Source organism: Luteipulveratus halotolerans (assembly GCF_001247745.1).
GTDB lineage: Bacteria > Actinomycetota > Actinomycetes > Actinomycetales > Dermatophilaceae > Luteipulveratus > Luteipulveratus halotolerans.
This window is the reverse complement of the sequence record NZ_LAIR01000002.1, coordinates 2,205,978-2,222,795: the sequence shown is the minus strand read 5'-3', so window position 1 is coordinate 2,222,795 and position 16,818 is coordinate 2,205,978. Positions and strand designations below refer to the sequence as shown.

Sequence of the window (16,818 nt, the reverse complement as noted above, 5' to 3'; positions counted from 1 at the left end):
ATGCCTGTGAGGCGGTTCATCTTCCCGGCACCCAAGCCCAGCGACATCCCTCCCGGCGTCGAGCTCATCGAGCACGCCGGGGGAGTCGCCTACATCGCGAGGGCGGCCGCACCGGATGCCACGACGGTGGTCTACCTGCACGGCAACGGCTCCGACCTCGCGACGATCCGGCCGCTCGCCGAGCTCGTCCCTGACCGCGGCCTGTCGTTCGTCGCGATCGAGTACCCGGGCTACGGCCTGCTCTCGCACCTGAGGACCACCGAGCACGCGATCTACGACCGTGTCGACGCGATGCTGCACCACCTGGCCGACGAGCACGGCGTACGCCGGCCGGTCCTGGTCGGCGAGTCGCTCGGCACCGCGGTGGCGGTCGAGATGGCCGCGCGGGGGCATGGCCGTCGGCTCGTGCTGATCTCGGCGTTCACCTCGATGCTGGCGATGTTCAGGCGTCACGTCCCGGGCTACCCCGGCGTGCTGCTGCGGGACCGGTTCGACAGCATCGCCAAGATCGGCGCCGTGCACCTGCCGACGCTGCTCGTCCACGGCGCGGACGACGCTCTCGTGCCGCCGCGCATGAGCATGCAGCTGGCCAACCTGCTGCCCGACGTACGCCGGGCGGTCGTGCCGGGCCGCGGTCACAGCAACCTGTGGGAGCCGCCGAGCCGCACCCTGACCCTGGTCACCGAGTTCGCCGAGGCCGCGGACACACAGACGGTGGTCACCGACTGAGGCGCGGACCTCGGTCGATGACCACCGTCGACAGGGTGTGTCAGGCAGCCGATCCGTTGCCGTGCGCGTCGGCCGGCACCTTCTCCGACTGACGCAGGTCGTCGGGCGTCAGTGCGCCCTTCATCCGCAGCGGACGGTCGGTGAGGTAACGGACGTAGCCGTAGTTGGTGAAGAACCCGGGCAGGTAGTCGTCCAGCGCCGACGCGGTGAGGATGTCGCGGGCGGCCTCGAAGCGCGCCACCGTCGACTCGTCCTGACCACGGGTCAGGCGCGTCATCTCCTCGTCGATCACGCGCTCGACCAGCTGACGGGTGACCTGCGGGCCCTCGGCGAGCTGCGAGCGGTGGTGCACCCACTGCCACAGCTGGGCACGCGAGATCTCGACCGTCGCGGCGTCCTCCATCAGGTGCTCGATCGCCACTGCACCCGTGCCGGCCACCCACGAGGCGAGGTAGCGCAGCGCCACCGTCACGTTGGTGCGCACACCCTGCAGGCTGATCTGCTGCTGGATGCCGTCCAGCGACACCAGGTCGCGTGCGGAGATGTCAGCGATGCGGCGCACGTCGCGCTGGCAGGTGCGGTCGCCGAGCACGGTGGCGTACGCCGTCAGGCAGGTCTCGACCACCGCAGGGTGCGCCACCCACGAGCCGTCGAAGCCCTCGGCGGCCTCGCGCTCCTTCTCGGCGCGCACCTGCGAGAGTGCACGGTGGCGGCTCTCCTCGTCCTGACGGGTCGGGTTGACCGCGGCAGGACCGCCGATCGCGTGCGCACCGCGCTTGTGGCAGGTCGCCACGAGCAGCTGGGTGTACGCCCGCATGAACGGCGTGGTCATCGTGACCTTGTCGCGGTCGGGCAGCACGAACTCGTCACCGCGCTGGGCGAAGGTGCGGATGTAGCTGAAGATGTAGTCCCAGCGGCCGGCGTTCAGGCCCGAGGCGTGGTCACGCAGCTCGTACAGGATCTCGTCCATCTCGAACGCCGCGGTGAGCGTCTCGATGAGGACCGTCGCGCGGATCGTGCCCTGCGGGATGCCGAGCAGGTCCTGCGCCATCACGAACACGTCGTTCCAGAGGCGGGCCTCCAGGTGCGACTCGATCTTGGGCAGGTAGAAGTACGGACCTGCGCCACCGTCGATGAGCGCCTGGGCGTTGTGGAAGAAGTAGAGACCGAAGTCGACCAGGCTCGCGGAGATCGGACGACCGTCGATGGCGATGTGCTTCTCGCACAGGTGCCAGGCGCGCGGACGCATGATGATCGTCGGCGGGTTGAGCTGGCCGTGCTCGGTCTGGCCGTCCTCGTCGGTGTAGTCCAGCCGGCCGCGCACGGCGTCGTGGAGGTTGACCTGACCCGAGATGACGTTGTCCCACGAGGGGGCTGTGGCGTCCTCGAGGTCGGCGAGCCACACCTGGGCGCCCGAGCGCTGGGCGTGCACGCCCATCTTGCGGGTGGCGGGGGAGACCAGCTCGCAGCGACGGTCGGTGAGGCCCGGACCGGGCGCGGCCACGGTCCAGCTCGGGTCGTTGCGGATGTTCTTGGTCTCGGGCAGGAAGTCGAGGTTCTCGCCCGCGCTGATGCGACGCGCGCGGTCGCGGCGCGCCTGCAGGAGCTCGGCGCGGCGTCCGGCGAACGCGCCGTCGAGCGCGGCGACGAAGGCCACCGCCTCAGGGGTCAGGATCTCGTCGAATCGCGGGTGCATGGTGCCGCGGATCGTGGTGGTCATGATGGTCCTCCTTCGCTGTGGTTCGTCGGTTCGTGCTGGTGGAGCCGGGTGCTGCTGATGAAACGAAAAACCTGGGCCCCCGCGGCCGGAGCCAGGTGACCGCGGGGACCCAGGTGGTTCTCGGTGGAGCGAGCTCAGATCAGAACTGAGCCGACTCCGTCGAGCCCTTGAGCGCCGTGGTGGAGCTGTTCGGGTCGATCGCGGTGGCAACGGCGTCGAAGTAGCCGGCGCCGACCTCACGCTGGTGCTTGGTCGCGGTGTAGCCGCGGTCCTCACTGGCGAACTCGCGCTCCTGCAGCTCGACGTACGCCTTCATCTGCTCACGGGCGTAGCCGTGGGCCAGGTCGAACATCGAGTAGTTGAGGGCGTGGAAGCCGGCCAGGGTGATGAACTGGAACTTGAAGCCCATCGCGCCGAGCTCATTCTGGAACTTGGCGATCGTGGCGTCGTCCAGGTGCTTCTTCCAGTTGAAGGACGGCGAGCAGTTGTACGCCAGCATCTGGTCGGGGAACTCGGACTTGACGGCCTCGGCGAACTGCTTGGCGAGCTCGAGGTCCGGCGTACCGGTCTCCATCCAGATGAGGTCGGCGTACGGCGCGTAGGCCTTCGCACGAGCGATGCAGGGCTCGATGCCGTTCTTGACCTTGTAGAAGCCCTCAGCGGTGCGCTCACCGGTGATGAACGGCTTGTCGCGGTCGTCGACGTCGGTCGTGATCAGCGTCGCGGCCTCGGCGTCGGTGCGGGCGATGATCAGCGACGGCACGTCCGAGACGTCGGCGGCCAGGCGCGCGGCGTTGAGCGTGCGCACGTGCTGCTGCGTCGGGATGAGCACCTTGCCACCGAGGTGACCGCACTTCTTCTCGGACGCGAGCTGGTCCTCCCAGTGCACACCCGAGGCGCCGGAGGCGATCATCGACTTCATGAGCTCGTAGGCGTTGAGCACGCCACCGAAGCCGGCCTCGGCGTCGGCCACGATCGGCACGACCCACTCGTCGACCGACTTCTTGCCCTCGGAGTACTCGATCTGGTCGGCGCGCAGCAGAGCGTTGTTGATGCGGCGGACGACGGCCGGCACGGAGTTGGCCGGGTAGATCGACTGGTCGGGGTAGGTCTGGCCCGAGAGGTTGGCGTCACCGGCGACCTGCCAGCCGGAGAGGTAGATGGCCTTGAGGCCGGCCTTGACCTGCTGGACGGCCTGGTTGCCGGTCAGCGCGCCGAGCGCGTTGACGTAGTCCTCGGTGTGGAGCTTGTTCCAGAGCTGCTCCGCGCCACGGCGGGCCAGGGTGAACTCCTCCTGGACGCTGCCGCGCAGCTTGACGACGTCGTCCGCGGAGTACGTGCGGTCGATGCCCTTCCAGCGCTCGTTGGTGTCCCAGTCCTTCTGGATCTCGGCGGCGGCAGTCGCGCGGGGGTCCAGGCCCTGCTCGCTCAGCTGCTCGGTCTCGTTCACGGTGGAGGTCATGGCTCCGCGTCAGTCCTTTCGCATCCGGCCGCTGGCCGGTTTGCCCTTCGGTTCACATCCGCTGAACGCCACGTCGGCGTCCTGCGATGACGTCCACTGTGGCCGACGGGTACGCGGAAGTAACGGGTCCTGCAATGTAAAAAAATGCGATTCTTTCGCTATTGTGGCGAAATGGCCACCCTTTCACGCCGAGACCGGGCAGACTCCCGTGTCATGAATCGCGCTTCTTCCGCAACCGCGCCCGTGGTGGGCCGGCTGACGCAGCCTCGGGCGGCCACCGTGCCCGATGAGAACCGCAAGCCCGCTCCCGACGCCCTGACCATCGGCCGCCGCCTGCGGCACGTGCGTCAGGAGGCCGGTCGCACTCTCGGCGAGGTCGCCGAGGTGGTCGGCATGTCGGCCTCAGCGCTGTCGTTGATCGAGAACGGCAAGCGTGAGCCGCGGCTGTCCGTGCTGACCGCGCTCGCAGATGCCCTCGGTACGCCGCTCGCCGACCTCCTGGCCACGGCGCCGCCGAGTCGCCGGGCCGCCCTGGAGATCCGGCTGGAGCGGGCGCAGCGGGCCGACTCCTACCAGCAGCTCGGGCTGCCGGCCGTCAAGATCGGTCCGCGTCTGCCGATGGAGGCGCTGGAGGCTCTCGTCGGGATGCACGAGGCGATGGCGTCGGCGCAGGCCGAGCGTGCGGCCACCCCGGAGCACGCCCGGATGGCCAACGCCGAGCTGCGCGAGCGGATGCGCGCGGCCGACAACTACTTCGGTGACATCGAGGAGGCGGCGGGCGAGCTGCTCGCCGCGATCAAGCACCCGGGCGGGCCGATCAGCCGCGCCGCCGTCGACCGGCTCGCCGGCCACCTCGGCTACAACCTCGTGCACACCTCCGACCTGCCCGGGTCGACGCGGACGGTCACCGACATGACCCACAAGCGCGTCTACCTGCCGCAGCCCGAGGCCGGGCAGCACGACTCGCGCTCGCTGGCGCTGCAGGCGATCGGTCACCTCGTCCTGGGCCATCAGGTGCCGGCCGACTACGCCGAGTTCCTGTCGCAGCGGGTCGAGATCAACTACTTCGCAGCCGCGCTGCTGATGCCCGAACGCGACGCGGTCGCCCACCTGCACGACGCCAAGCAGGCCAAGGACATCGCGATCGAGGACCTGCGCGACGCGTTCGCGGTGTCGTACGAGACAGCGGCCCACCGCTTCACCAACCTCGCGACACGGCACCTCGACATCCCGGTGCACTTCATGCGCATCTCGCGTGACGGTGTCATCTACAAGGCCTACGAGAACGACGGCGTGAGCTTCCCGCGCGACGCGCTCGGCGCCATCGAGGGGCAGCGCGTGTGCCGGCAGTGGACGGCGCGTCGGGTCTTCGAGCAGCCCGACCTCAGCCAGGCGTTCCAGGCCTACACCGACACCAGGTCGGGCACGTACTGGTGCACCGCCGTCGTCGACCGCACGGCCGACGGGCTGTTCGCGGTCAACGTGGGTGTGCCGTACCAGTCGGTGAAGTGGATGCGCGGGCGCGAGGCCACCCACCGCTCGCAGTCGCGCTGCCCCGACCCGAGCTGCTGCGCCCAGCCGCCCGCCGGCCTCGCGCAGCGCTGGGAGGGCCACGCCTGGCCGAGTGCCCGCGCCCACTCGCACCTGCTGGCCGCGATGCCGCCCGGTGTGTTCCCCGGCGTCGACGACACCGAGGTCTACGACTTCCTGGAGCGGCACGCACCGACCGGATGATCGCGGCTCAGGCACCCAATTGCTTACGTGAAGCGCTGGATAACGCCAGAGATTGACATTCCGTCAGAGGCCACGACGGTGTCGTCGCCGCTGCGCGTGTAGATTTCCTTGCCGACGTAGCTCACATTCTTCTGCGCGGGTACCCCGATCAGAATGAGGCCAAGGCCAAAGTAGTCGTGATACGAGATGCTCGATAACACGTCTTCCTTCAGAGGACTGCTCAGTTGCGAATCTTTGATCGCATTCTTCCAGCGGCTGAAGTATTTCTCTGGCGTCTCGCCAAGGTGGCTGGCCTCGCGCCGGACGCCGACAACCTTGCGACTGCCAACCGTGCGCGGATCTGTTTTGTCAAGCTTGGCGATCTGGTCGGCATCAGATGGCTTGTCTGTCACGCCGATGATGATGCTTCCGCCGCGGTCGGGTCCGTTATTTGCAATGCCGCATATGGTTCGGATGACCTTCGCGAAGACCTCGGAATTTACTTTCCGGTCTCCAGAAAGATTTAGTATTCCCTGTTTCAACTCATACTCGGGGAGTTCAATTTCCGACCGGCGAATGATTGAATCGATGTCAGTTATTGAATGATTGCTATAGACCTCGGAGAGGTTGCTGTCTGCGAGGTGATCTTGCAGAAGCCCCTTTACTGCATCGACGTTCTTCTGTCGCTCTCCGACTGTGGTCGAACCGCGCCCGGTGTCGATGCGGGTGTTGAGGTTCTTTAGCGCAGACTTGATCCCTGCGTAGTTGGCGATTCTCTTTCGTTGTCCGATCAGGACCTGATGGAAGGCGATGACAAGGGTTGCGAAGAGAGCGGGGAACGCGTTATTGGTGGGCTTAGCGAAGACGAGGTTCTTTAGCCTGGTCTGCTGGGGCCCGCTGGTTGTAACTGAGCATGAGGTTGGTGACGCCGGCTGGCAGTCGTGAGGCCGGCGGCTGATCGCCCGCGGCGGTGTGGGGGCGATGGTAGTTGTAGTGGACCTGCCACACCTGGAGCTGGTCGCGACGCTGCTGCTCGGACTCGTACGCGGCGGCGTAGAGGACCTCGTGGGTGTAGGTCTGCTGGTAGCGCTCGACCTTGCCGTTGTGCTTGGGCGTGAACGCCTTGATCCGCTGATGCTTGGCCGCGAAGGAGTGCACGGCCCGGGTGAACGCACTGGCGCGGTAGCAGGACCCGTTGTCAGTCACGATCCGGGTGAAGCGGGTGATGCCGTGCGCGGCGAAGAACACCCGGGCACGGAACAAGAACCCGATCGCGGTGACGGCCTTCTCGTCGTCGTGGGCTTCGGTGTAGGCCAGCCGGGAGAACCCGTCGAGGGCGGAGTGCAGGTAGGTGTACCCGGTGCGGGCGCCACGGGTCTTGGCCCGGTCGGCGGCCTTGGCCTGGGCCGACCCGCGACCGTGCACCCGCCACCCGCCGCCGTCGGGGATGCGCCCGACCTTCTTCACGTCCAGGTGGGTCATGTGCCCGGGGTACCGGGCAGTGATCTTTCCCGGCGCCCGCAACGGTTCCCCGTCAACGTCCAGGTGCCGCAGCCGGTTCAGTCCGTGCCGGACCAGGATCCGGCTGATCGTGCACACCGCGATCCTGACGCCCTGGGCGCTCAGCTCCAGATGGATCCGCCGCGCGGACCACTTGCGTTTGCGCAACGCGATGACCTGTTCCACCACCTGCGGCGGTGTGGCGGTCGGGGAACGGCGGGGCCGGCTGGTCCGGTCGTGCAACCCTTCGTCGCCGTGCTCACGCCACCGGGCGTACCACTTCGACAAGCACTGCCGCGAGACCGCGGCCTCCGCTGCGACGTGCGCGATCGGGCGGTGCTGGCACCGGCGCACCAGGCGACGACGTCCTTCGAACGACAGGGCGGCTTTACTGTGGGGCATAGGGCAGGTTCCTTCGGCTGACTCGACGTGATGAACGGCTTGACACCTTCATCCTGTCGCCGCAGGGACCTGCCCGCCCTTAGCTACCCGGCCGTGTCACCAACCTCATGCGCCGCAACAGCTGGTCGTGACCTTGCGGACTTCATCGATGCAGTACTTAACTTCATCCGACAGCTTTTCCTTTCCGTAGACGGTGAGGGCTGTGTCGATTCGGTCGTACTCCTGCTTGTCGCCCCCATAGATGCTGTCGAGCGCATCTTTCGACCGCTCGATGAGTTTCCCGCCGACAATGCAGGCCGCGATGTCCGCAAGGCACTGCTCGTCCATGCTGTCGCGAAGATCCGTCGACCTAAGGATTCCTTCCGTCACCCAGAAGATCTCGTCTGCGCGCACTTCGTATCCGTGCTTCGACTTCGGGAGGTCCACGCTGATGGACGGCATTTTCGAGAGGTCGAGGAAGTCCGTTGATGTGTCGCCTCGCATAGAGCAGGCGAGTTCCCTCACCATTTCTGCGAAGCTGCTCCTAACGCCCGCTTGGCGTCGCTCTTGGTCGCTCAGGCGATGACCGTACGTGTTAATGCGACCGAACACGTCATCGATATCACCTTCGGTTGATCCTCGCATGACTGATACGGCGACACTGTAGTCGAGGAGATTGCTAACTTCTGTGGATGAAACTCGCGGTCCCGAGTGTGCGGTGAATACCCCATTCTCGAGGCGCTCGTTCGCGGTCGGAAACTTCCCGATATCAAAGTAAGTTCCATCGAGGGTTGGAAAAGACGATTCGATAAAGGAAACGATGGTGTGGAGTCGCTGCAGGCCATCAATGATCTCATATCCACCCTCCTCGCGATCAGCAAGGAGGATCGCCGGAATGGGGTACTGCTTGAGGATCGAATCTATAAGGCGCTGCTTTTCCTCGAGCGTCCAGACCAGTTTTCTCTGATATCTACGGTTTACGAAAAGTTTCCCGCTGCTGAACCAGGTGTACAGCGACTGGACTGATTTGGGTTGAGAGTCGAGGTCGGCCATGAGTCACACCCTGGCAGAAGGAGCGCGTTGGACGCACGTGGAACGGCAAACGAGCTAGTGCCTCGGAGGACGCCGCACTTGAACTCACGGGTCGAAACTCAGTGTTTGATCGCCGTGGCGGCGGGTCGGACTTGACGTGGAAAGCCATGGGTGGACCTAGCAGACGCAACGTAGGAGAGCTGCTGGGGAAGCCGTCGCCGGCGCTCGCCGCTCAGGCCGGCTGACGCAGGCGGATGTCGTTGCACGCCGCGCACGTCTCTTCGGGGATCACGCCGAGCCGCATGAGGTGCCCGAACACGTAGCAGCCGGCGCAGAAGCCCAGCGCCGCCTCCAGCGTCGCGAACACCACGAGCACGCCGGTCAGGACGAGGGCGAGCGTCGTCCAGCCGAACGCCAGGCCACCGACTGCTGCGACGGTCGTGAGTGTGGCGCCGATGCCTTGAGCGAACCGCTTCGGAGGCCCGGGTGACGGCCGCGGCTCGCCGAGTCGAGGTGCCACGACCTTCATCGCAAGGGCGCCGAGCGGGCTCAGCCGCGGCCCGGTGAGCACGCGCGCGATGAACCCGTACGCCAGCGGCACCAGCAGCCAGAGCCAGCCGGTGGCCAGCACGACGGCCCCGGTGGCGGCGACGACGGCCGCCACCGTGCGCGCGGCCTTCTCGTTGACGGGGTTGGGGAATCCGAGCAGAGTCACGACCGGATCATATAACCGAACGTGATGACATCGATCACCTATCGCACGCCATCTCCTCGCCGAGTGCGCATGTCGTGCTGGTTGAGCAGGCCTCCAACCAGCACGACATGCGCACTCGGCCGGGCAGGTCGGCCGCCCTGAGCCGCCGATTCGCCCGGGATGGCGCGCTCTGGCACACTGGACGGCGTACCCGTGCGCCTCGAGCCCTCTACCTCGCGGACGCACGTCTACCCCCGAGCTGCGGCTCCCCGTGTGTTCCCCACCCGGTCTCGCCGTGCCTCATCTGACACAGAAACAGGAGACACCACACGTGTCCGTCAAGATTCGTCTGAAGCGCCTCGGCAAGATCCGCACCCCGCAGTACCGCGTCGTCGTCATGGACGCGCGTACCAAGCGTGACGGTCGCGCCATCGAGGAGATCGGCAAGTACCACCCCAAGGAGGAGCCGAGCCTCATCGAGATCGACTCCGAGCGCGCTCAGTACTGGCTCGGTGTCGGCGCGCAGCCGACCGAGCAGGTCGCCGCGCTGCTGAAGGTCACCGGTGACTGGCAGAAGTTCAAGGGCGAGGCCGGCGCCGAGGGCACCCTCAAGACCGCCGCCCCCAAGGCCGACAAGAAGGCTCTGTACGAGGCCGCGCTGGCCGCGTCGCAGAACGCCGGTGACGACCAGGGCAAGGGCTCGGCCACCACCGCGCGCAAGAAGGCCGAGAAGAAGGCCGACGCCCCCGCCGAGGAGAAGGCTGCTGAGGCCGACAAGCCGGCCGAGGCCGCTGCTGTTGCCGACACCGCTGCCGCTGACGGTGGCTTCGGTGCCGACTCCGCTGCTCCCACCGCTGACGGCTCGGCCCCCGAGGGCTTCACCGTCAAGGGCAACAAGGACTCGATGAAGTACCACGTCGCGGGTTCGCGCTGGTACGACGCGACCGAGGCCGAGGTCTGGTTCACGACCGCTGAGGCCGCTGCGGCCGCGGGCTTCGAGCCGGCCGGCGGCGAGGCCGCTCAGAAGGTCGAGGCCTGATCCGTGCTCGAGGAGGCCCTGGAGCATCTGGTCAAGGGCATCGTCGACCACGACGGCGACGTGCAGGTCCGTCACAAGGACAACCGTCGCGGTGAGCTGCTCGAGGTCCGGGTCCACCCCGACGACCTCGGCCGCGTGATCGGTCGCTCCGGTCGCACCGCATCGGCCCTGCGTACGGTCGTGTCCGCCCTCGCGGGTGGCAAGAACGTCCGTGTCGACATCGTCGACACCGACCGCCTGCGCTGAGCCCGTCCGCCCCTGCGGGCGGTCACCTGCAGCACACGAGAGGTACGCCGGGAGCCTGGCTCCCGGCGTACCTCTCGTGCATTTCTCCGGTCGCCGACGGCCGGTACGACACCTGAGAGGATGCGCCCATGGACGACGTGGTGGTGGCGCGGATCGGCAAACCGCACGGGCTCAAGGGCGAGGTGACCGTGCAGGTCCACACCGACTCGCCGGCTGAGCGCTTCGTCAAGGGTGCGGTGTTCGCCACCGACCCGGCCTCGACGGGGCCGCTGACGCTGCGAACAGCCAGGCTGCACAACGGTATTCAGCTGCTGGCCTTCGATGAGGCGCCGGACCGCACGGCCGCCGAGGCGCTGCGTGGCACTCGTCTGCTCGCGCAGCCCGACGCCGAGGACGATGACGACGACGCCTGGTACGAGGACGACCTCATCGGCCTGGCCGTCGTCGACACCCACGGTGGTGCGGTCGGTGAGGTGGTCGCTCTGCACCCGCGTCCGGTGCAGGACCTGCTCGAGATCAGCAAGACCGGTGGCGGCACCGCCTACGTCCCGTTCGTCGAGGAGATCGTCCCCGAGGTCGACGTCGACGCGGGCCGTGTGGTCATCGACCCGCCTCCGGGCCTGCTCAACCTGGACGACTGATGCGCCTCGACGTCGTCTCGATCTTCCCCGACTACCTCGCGCCGCTCGACCTGTCCCTCATCGGCAAGGCTCGGCGCGACGGCCTGCTCGACCTGCACGTGCACGACCTGCGCGACTTCACCCACGACCGGCATCGCACCGTCGACGACACACCGTACGGCGGTGGGGCCGGCATGGTCATGAAGCCCGAGCCGTGGGGTGAAGCGCTGGATCATGTTGCAGCACAAGCAGATTCGCGACCCACGCTGATCGTGCCCGGGCCCGGGGGCACCCCGTTCACGCAGGCCATGGCGCGAGAGCTCGCCGAGCGCGACTGGCTCGTCTTCGCCTGCGGGCGCTACGAAGGCATCGACGAGCGGGTGTACGACCACGCCCGGTCCGCGTACGACGTCCGGGTGGTGTCGCTCGGCGACTACGTCCTCAACGGCGGAGAGGTCGCCGTGCTGACCATCGTCGAGGCCGTCGCCCGGCTGCTGCCCGGGGTCATCGGCAACGCTGCGTCACTCGTCGAGGAGTCGCACGAGGACGGTCTGCTGGAGTACCCCGTCTACACCAAACCTGCGGTCTGGGACGGCCGCGCCGTGCCCGAGGTGCTGCTGTCCGGTGACCACGGTCGCATCGCCGCCTGGCGACATCAGCAGCGGCTCGAGCGGACGGCCGCCCGTCGTCCCGACCTGCTGCACGCCTCGGCCTCGGTGGCGGCCGGTGACCTGGACGCTGCCGCGCTCGCGCCCGCGACTCCCGGCGACGTCGGCGAGCTGCTGACCCTGACACACGCGTGCTGGCTGAAGGAGGGGATCGCCAACGACACGCTGCAGATCCCTGCCCAGCACGAGACGGTCGCGTCACTGACGGCCTCACTCGGTGACTGGCAGACCTACGTGCTGCGCGCCGGTGGTCGGCTGGTCGGCTCCGTGCGGGGACAGCTCGACGGCGACGTCTGGCACATCGGCCGCCTCATGGTGGCCCCCGATCTGCAGGGCCGGGGCCTCGGCCGCTGGCTGCTGGAGCACATCGAGGCCCTTGCGCCGACGGCCGCGACGTCGTACTCGCTGTTCACCGGCGCCGGCAGCGAGGCCAACCTGCGGATGTACAAGAAGGCCGGCTACCGCGCGCTCCCGACCAGCCCGCACCCGGGGACGGTCGCCCTCAGCAGGCGTCGGCGGGTGTGACGCCTCGATTTCGCCGCAGCGCCTGGCTCTGGCAGACTTGACCCTCGCGTCGCGTACCGGTTCGACCCCCGCCGCAGGGGGAGTGGCCCGTCCGGGTCATGAGGTCGACACACCACACGACGACGCACCACCCTCAACTCGAGACGGTGGCGGCCTGCGGCGCCCCAAGGAAGAAGCACGCGATGAAGAAGTTCGACGCGCTCGACGCGGCCAGCCTGCGCGAGGACATCCCGGCGTTCCGCGCCGGTGACACCCTCAACGTCCACGTCAAGGTCATCGAGGGCAGCCGCTCCCGTGTCCAGGTCTTCAAGGGCGTCGTGATCCGTCGTCACGGCTCCGGCATCGGTGAGACCTTCACGGTCCGCAAGGTGTCGTTCGGTGTCGGCGTGGAGCGTACGTTCCCGCTGCACACCCCGGTCATCGACAAGATCGAGGTCGTCACCCGCGGTGACGTCCGCCGCGCCAAGCTGTACTACCTGCGCGACCTGCGCGGTAAGGCCGCCAAGATCAAGGAGAAGCGCGAGACGCCGGCCGCCAAGGCCTGAGCCTCCCGCGTGCTCTCAGCATCGGCGGCTAGTCTCGCCGCACGATGACCGAGCACCTCGCGTCCCAGCACGCATCCGACGATGGCGTGGACTCCCCGGAGGCCACGCCATCGTCGCGTGTCCGGCGCCGTTGGCCGGTGCTCCTCCTCGCGTTCCTCGCGGTCGTCACGCTCACCCGCGGCCTGCTGGTCGAGACGTTCTCGGTGCCGTCGGCGTCGATGAGCCCGACCCTGCGTACCGGTGACCGGATCGTCGTCTGGAAGCCCGCAGCCGATGACATCCGCCGCGGCGATGTCGTGGTGTTCGACGGGACGGGCACGTTCGGCCCTCGTCGTGACGCCTCCGAGGCGAGCGGGCTCTCGTCGATGGTCCGTTCGGTCGGCAACGCGTTCGGGTTCCGCAGCGGACAGTCCGACTACGTCAAGCGGGTCATCGGCGTCGGCGGTGACCGAGTGCGCATGGACGACCAGGGCCAGGTGTTCGTCAACGGCACCCGCCTGGACGAGCCGTACGCCGACACGCAGGCCGCCGGGCCGGCGTTCGACATCGAGGTGCCGGCCGGACGGCTGTGGGTGATGGGTGACCACCGCGGTGACTCCGACGACTCCCGGTCCCACCTGGGCGACCCGGGCGGCGGAACCGTCGAGGCCGATGCGGTCGTCGGCAAGGTGGTGGGGCGATACTGGCCGCTGACCGATCTCGGGGGCCTGCCCTCGCGACCTGCACACGACCGGGCTGGGGCGACGCATGACTGACGGCAATCGGCCGGGCGGGGGCGCTGCCCGCCTGCGTCGTCTCCCGCCGCCCTCCGAGGCGCCACCTGCTCCTGCGCCGTCAGCCGAGCCCACGTCACCCGCCCCGTCCGCGACGCCGCCTGAGACTGCTCGGCGGACGTCGGTCGAGCTGCCATGCGCACGGCGGGCCGCCGACGAGGCGCCCCGCACTCCCGTCACGCCCGTGACGGCGTCCGGTGAGGACGACGTCACCGAGACGGTCGAGATCCGTCGTCACGAGCCCGTGCGCGACGACGTGACCCGCCCGATCCCGCGGTGGGACCCCGTCCACGACAACGCCACCGTCGAGATCTCGCGCGGAGACGCACTCGGCATCGACGTCACTCCGGCGACCGACGAGGCGCACCCGTTGCCCGCCGCGCGCCGCGCCCCCGTGGCTCCGGTGCCCGATCGGGACGCGGCGGCTGCGCCGGTCGCAGGCGGCACCGGCGGTGCGGCACCGCCCGCTGACGGGCCCGCAGTCGGCGTACCCAGCGGTGGACCGGACGACACCGACGACGACCCTGCGGAGGAGCCCGAGCCCGAGAAGCCCCGCCACGGGCGGGCCTTCCTGCTGGCCCGTGAGCTGCTGATCGTGGCGGCGATCGCCATGACGCTCTCGCTCGTCGTCAAGACGTTCTTGATGCAGCCGTTCTGGATCCCCTCGGGGTCGATGAACAGCACGCTGATCCGCGGCGACCGCGTGGTGGTCAGCAAGCTCACACCAGGGCCGTTCGACCTCAAGCGTGGCGACGTCGTGGTCTTCAAGGATCCCGACCACTGGCTCGAGGAGGACCCGCCCGAGCCGGGCCCGCTGCTGCGCGGTCTGGAGTTCGTCGGTCTCTACCCGGCCGGTGACAACCACCTCATCAAGCGGGTCATCGGCCTGCCCGGCGATCACGTCGTCTGCTGCGACAAGCAGAAGCGTCTGACCGTCAACGGCCAGGCGATCGACGAGCCCTACGTGTTCGAGGGTGATCCGCCGAGTGAGGCGCGGTTCGACATCCGGGTCCCCGAGGGACGGGTCTGGGTGATGGGCGACCACCGCTCGGACTCCAGCGACTCCCGGTTCCACGACGACGGCACGGGCGCGACGGGCTCGGTGCCGGTCAAGGACATCACCGGGCGCGCCGTGTCGATCGTCTGGCCACTTGGCAGGATGGAATGGCTCAGCGACTACCCGACCACGTTCGACAAGGTGCCCACTCCGTGACAGATGACGCCACCGGTCGCCCGACCGATCCCGAGCTCGCATCAGACGAGTCCGCGGCCGACGACCCCACTCCCGCCTCCCGGGCCGAGCGACGGGCCGCTGACGCCGGCGCTGAGCCCGGGTCGCCGTCCTCGGAGCGTTCCGCCGCCCCCGGCGGCGCGAGCAGCGACACCGACGGCACGGGTGCGACCTCGCAGGACGAGGACCGCCCGACCCTCATGCACCGGCTGCGCGAGTACGCCGTCGTCGCGGCGATCGCGGTGGCGCTGGCGTTCCTGGTCAAGACCTTCCTGGTCCAGCCGTTCTGGATCCCGTCGGAGTCGATGGAGGACACCCTCATCACCGGCGACCGGATCATCGTCAACAAGCTCCCCGGCAGCACCGGCGACCTCAAGCGCGGTGACGTCGTGGTCTTCGAGGACCCCGACCACTGGCTCGGTCCCGAGCCGGTCGAGAACGGCTTCAGCGGTGCGGTCAAGAAGGGGCTGCAGTTCGTCGGTCTCTATCCCGCGGGCGACCAGCACCTGGTCAAGCGCATCATCGGTCTGCCCGGCGACCGCGTCGTCTGCTGCGACCAGGGCGGCCGCCTCACGGTCAACGGCGTGCCCGTCACCGAGCCCTACGTCCGTGCCGGCCAGAAGCCGAGCAACGAACGTTTCGACATCACGGTCCCGGCTGGCAGGCTGTGGCTGATGGGCGACAACCGCGCCTTCTCCTTCGACTCCCGCGGCCACGACCAGGGCAGCGGCGGCCAGAAGGGCTCGGTGCCCGAGGCCAACGTCACCGGCAAGGCGGTCGCGGTCGTGTGGCCGCTGGGCCGCTTCGGTGGGGTGAAGTCCGAGCACGAGGTCTTCGCGAAGGTGCCTGCGCCGTGACGAGCCGCCGACCCAGCCTGCGTGTCGAACGATCCCTGCAGCGTGAGGGGCATCGGGTCCTCGCCGGGATGGACGAGGTCGGACGCGGTGCCCTCGCCGGCCCGGTCTCGGTGGGCGTGGTCGTCATCGACGAGGCGACCCGGACCGTCCCGCAGGGCGTCAAGGACTCCAAGCTGCTGAGCCAGCCGGCCCGTGAGCGGATGGTGCCCAAGGTGCAGCGGTGGGCCGTGGACCATGCGGTCGGCCACGCGTCGGCGGCCGAGATCGACGAGCTCGGCATCATGGCCTGCCTGCGACTGGCCGGCACACGCGCACTCACCCAGCTCACCGTCGTACCGGACCTGGTCATCCTCGACGGCAACCACGACTGGTTGACCGACCCGGCGCGTGAGGGGCTGCTCGGCCTCGTCGGTGACGCGCCGGCGACGCCGCCGGTGATGACGATGATCAAGGCCGACATGAAGTGCTCGTCGGTGGCCGCCGCCAGCGTGCTCGCCAAGGTCGAGCGCGACACGATGATCACGGCGTACGGCGAGAGGTACCCGGTGTACGGCTGGGCCGGCAACAAGGGTTACTCGGCACCCGACCACCTGGCGGCGCTGGACGAGCACGGCACGTGCGAGTATCACCGGCGCTCCTGGAAACGGTTCGTGCAGCCCGTCGGTCCGACCGTGCCGGACGGTGCACAAGACGCGACGATGATGGTCGAAGTGGTGGAGGAGCTCGCATGAGTGCCGAGGACCTGGAGAAGTACGAGACCGAGCAGGAGCTGCAGCTCTACCGCGAGTACCGCGATGTGGTCGGCCTGTTCACGCACGTCGTCGAGACCGAGCGGCGGTTCTACCTGTGCAACGAGGTCGACCTGCAGGTGCGCAGCGATGGCGGTGAGGTCTACTTCGACGTCCGGATGACCGACGCGTGGGTGTGGGACGTCTACCGCCCGGCGCGCTTCGTCAAGAAGGTCCGCGTGATCACGTTCAAGGACGTCAACATCGAGGACATCACCAAGTCCGACCTGGAGTTCCCCAAGGGCGAGACCTTCCCACGCTGACGGGCGGGTTCATCCACATCCCCGCCTCCGGC

The 16,818-nt window shown here is 68.2% G+C and carries 17 protein-coding genes and 2 pseudogenes; 13 read left to right on the top strand and 6 right to left on the bottom strand.

The annotated features are described in order from the left end of the window. The first annotated feature begins 6 nt into the window (after positions 1-6). Entirely contained in the window at positions 7-729 is a 723-nt protein-coding gene (locus tag VV01_RS11210; protein ID WP_197275025.1) for an alpha/beta fold hydrolase, read from the top strand. A gap of 40 nt (positions 730-769) precedes the next feature. On the opposite strand, the gene aceB is transcribed toward VV01_RS11210, so the two are convergent. Both aceB and aceA read right to left on the bottom strand, forming a co-directional pair. Continuing rightward, positions 770-2,449: a malate synthase A gene (aceB, locus tag VV01_RS11205; RefSeq protein ID WP_050669956.1), complete on the bottom strand. Its 1,680-nt coding sequence runs from the start codon at positions 2,447-2,449 to the stop codon at positions 770-772. A 139-nt stretch (positions 2,450-2,588) separates the two neighbouring features. Continuing rightward, a complete protein-coding gene (gene aceA / locus VV01_RS11200) occupies positions 2,589-3,911 on the bottom strand; it encodes an isocitrate lyase (protein ID WP_082220938.1) in 1,323 nt (440 codons plus the stop codon). A 213-nt stretch (positions 3,912-4,124) separates the two neighbouring features. Here aceA and VV01_RS11195 point away from each other — a divergent pair, with 213 nt between their 5' ends. Next, complete coding sequence (locus VV01_RS11195) at positions 4,125-5,645, top strand: helix-turn-helix domain-containing protein (RefSeq protein WP_157508806.1); 1,521 nt, start codon at positions 4,125-4,127, stop codon at positions 5,643-5,645. 23 nt (positions 5,646-5,668) lie between these two features. Here VV01_RS11195 and VV01_RS23315 read toward each other — a convergent pair whose 3' ends face one another. The 4 genes from VV01_RS23315 to VV01_RS11180 form a co-directional block, all read right to left on the bottom strand. Then, positions 5,669-6,037: a hypothetical protein gene (locus VV01_RS23315; RefSeq protein WP_157508805.1), complete on the bottom strand. Its 369-nt coding sequence runs from the start codon at positions 6,035-6,037 to the stop codon at positions 5,669-5,671. Positions 6,038-6,479: 442 nt separating this feature from the next. Beyond that, positions 6,480-7,526: an IS481 family transposase gene (locus VV01_RS11190; RefSeq protein ID WP_050669954.1), complete on the bottom strand. Its 1,047-nt coding sequence runs from the start codon at positions 7,524-7,526 to the stop codon at positions 6,480-6,482. Positions 7,527-7,631: 105 nt separating this feature from the next. Continuing rightward, positions 7,632-8,558, bottom strand: coding sequence for a DUF262 domain-containing protein (locus VV01_RS22315; protein ID WP_071606355.1), 927 nt, complete (start codon positions 8,556-8,558; stop codon positions 7,632-7,634). Positions 8,559-8,769: 211 nt separating this feature from the next. After that, positions 8,770-9,252 carry a DUF4395 domain-containing protein gene (locus VV01_RS11180; RefSeq protein WP_050669952.1) on the bottom strand — a complete coding sequence of 161 codons (483 nt, stop codon included), beginning with the start codon at positions 9,250-9,252 and terminating at the stop codon, positions 8,770-8,772. 310 nt (positions 9,253-9,562) lie between these two features. Here VV01_RS11180 and rpsP point away from each other — a divergent pair. From rpsP to VV01_RS11130, 11 genes and pseudogenes are all read left to right on the top strand, one after another. Next, a pseudogene (gene rpsP, locus VV01_RS11175) lies at positions 9,563-10,015 on the top strand (30S ribosomal protein S16); the annotation flags it as partial. Positions 10,016-10,126: 111 nt separating this feature from the next. Then, a pseudogene (locus VV01_RS25020) lies at positions 10,127-10,270 on the top strand (sunset domain-containing protein); the annotation flags it as partial. Positions 10,271-10,273: 3 nt separating this feature from the next. Beyond that, positions 10,274-10,516 carry an RNA-binding protein gene (locus VV01_RS11170; protein ID WP_050669951.1) on the top strand — a complete coding sequence of 81 codons (243 nt, stop codon included), beginning with the start codon at positions 10,274-10,276 and terminating at the stop codon, positions 10,514-10,516. A gap of 128 nt (positions 10,517-10,644) precedes the next feature. After that, on the top strand, positions 10,645-11,157 hold the full coding sequence (rimM, locus tag VV01_RS11165) for a ribosome maturation factor RimM (protein WP_050669950.1): 513 nt from the start codon (positions 10,645-10,647) through the stop codon (positions 11,155-11,157). After that, complete coding sequence (trmD, locus tag VV01_RS11160) at positions 11,157-12,329, top strand: tRNA (guanosine(37)-N1)-methyltransferase TrmD (protein WP_050669949.1); 1,173 nt, start codon at positions 11,157-11,159, stop codon at positions 12,327-12,329. The genes rimM and trmD overlap by 1 nt, the downstream gene beginning before the upstream one ends. A 182-nt stretch (positions 12,330-12,511) precedes the next feature. Continuing rightward, on the top strand, positions 12,512-12,874 hold the full coding sequence (gene rplS, locus VV01_RS11155; RefSeq protein WP_050669948.1) for a 50S ribosomal protein L19: 363 nt from the start codon (positions 12,512-12,514) through the stop codon (positions 12,872-12,874). 44 nt (positions 12,875-12,918) lie between these two features. Then, the gene (lepB, locus tag VV01_RS11150; RefSeq protein ID WP_082220936.1) at positions 12,919-13,629 is read left to right on the top strand and encodes a signal peptidase I; all 711 of its coding nucleotides are present in this window, start codon (positions 12,919-12,921) and stop codon (positions 13,627-13,629) included. 202 nt (positions 13,630-13,831) lie between these two features. Next, entirely contained in the window at positions 13,832-14,860 is a 1,029-nt protein-coding gene (lepB, locus tag VV01_RS24770) for a signal peptidase I (protein WP_331456437.1), read from the top strand. Then, the gene (gene lepB, locus VV01_RS11140) at positions 14,857-15,735 is read left to right on the top strand and encodes a signal peptidase I (protein WP_050669947.1); all 879 of its coding nucleotides are present in this window, start codon (positions 14,857-14,859) and stop codon (positions 15,733-15,735) included. The genes lepB (VV01_RS24770) and lepB (VV01_RS11140) overlap by 4 nt, the downstream gene beginning before the upstream one ends. Then, positions 15,732-16,466, top strand: coding sequence for a ribonuclease HII (locus VV01_RS11135; RefSeq protein WP_071606354.1), 735 nt, complete (start codon positions 15,732-15,734; stop codon positions 16,464-16,466). Before lepB (VV01_RS11140) ends, VV01_RS11135 begins: the two co-directional genes overlap by 4 nt. Next, positions 16,463-16,786, top strand: coding sequence for a DUF2469 domain-containing protein (locus VV01_RS11130; RefSeq protein ID WP_050669946.1), 324 nt, complete (start codon positions 16,463-16,465; stop codon positions 16,784-16,786). The genes VV01_RS11135 and VV01_RS11130 overlap by 4 nt, the downstream gene beginning before the upstream one ends. The last annotated feature ends 32 nt before the right edge of the window (positions 16,787-16,818 follow it).

Bases quoted from the DNA above. Each gene is read 5' to 3' on its own strand.
- VV01_RS11190 (WP_050669954.1), bottom strand. From the start codon at position 7,526: ATGCCCCACAGTAAAGCCGCCCTGTCGTTCGAAGGACGTCGTCGCCTG.
- rplS (WP_050669948.1), top strand. From the start codon at position 12,512: ATGAAGAAGTTCGACGCGCTCGACGCGGCCAGCCTGCGCGAGGACATC.
- aceA (WP_082220938.1), bottom strand. From the start codon at position 3,911: ATGACCTCCACCGTGAACGAGACCGAGCAGCTGAGCGAGCAGGGCCTG.
- aceB (WP_050669956.1), bottom strand. From the start codon at position 2,449: ATGACCACCACGATCCGCGGCACCATGCACCCGCGATTCGACGAGATC.
- VV01_RS11195 (WP_157508806.1), top strand. From the start codon at position 4,125: ATGAATCGCGCTTCTTCCGCAACCGCGCCCGTGGTGGGCCGGCTGACG.
- VV01_RS22315 (WP_071606355.1), bottom strand. From the start codon at position 8,558: ATGGCCGACCTCGACTCTCAACCCAAATCAGTCCAGTCGCTGTACACC.
- rimM (WP_050669950.1), top strand. From the start codon at position 10,645: ATGGACGACGTGGTGGTGGCGCGGATCGGCAAACCGCACGGGCTCAAG.
- trmD (WP_050669949.1), top strand. From the start codon at position 11,157: ATGCGCCTCGACGTCGTCTCGATCTTCCCCGACTACCTCGCGCCGCTC.
- lepB (WP_082220936.1), top strand. From the start codon at position 12,919: ATGACCGAGCACCTCGCGTCCCAGCACGCATCCGACGATGGCGTGGAC.
- VV01_RS11130 (WP_050669946.1), top strand. From the start codon at position 16,463: ATGAGTGCCGAGGACCTGGAGAAGTACGAGACCGAGCAGGAGCTGCAG.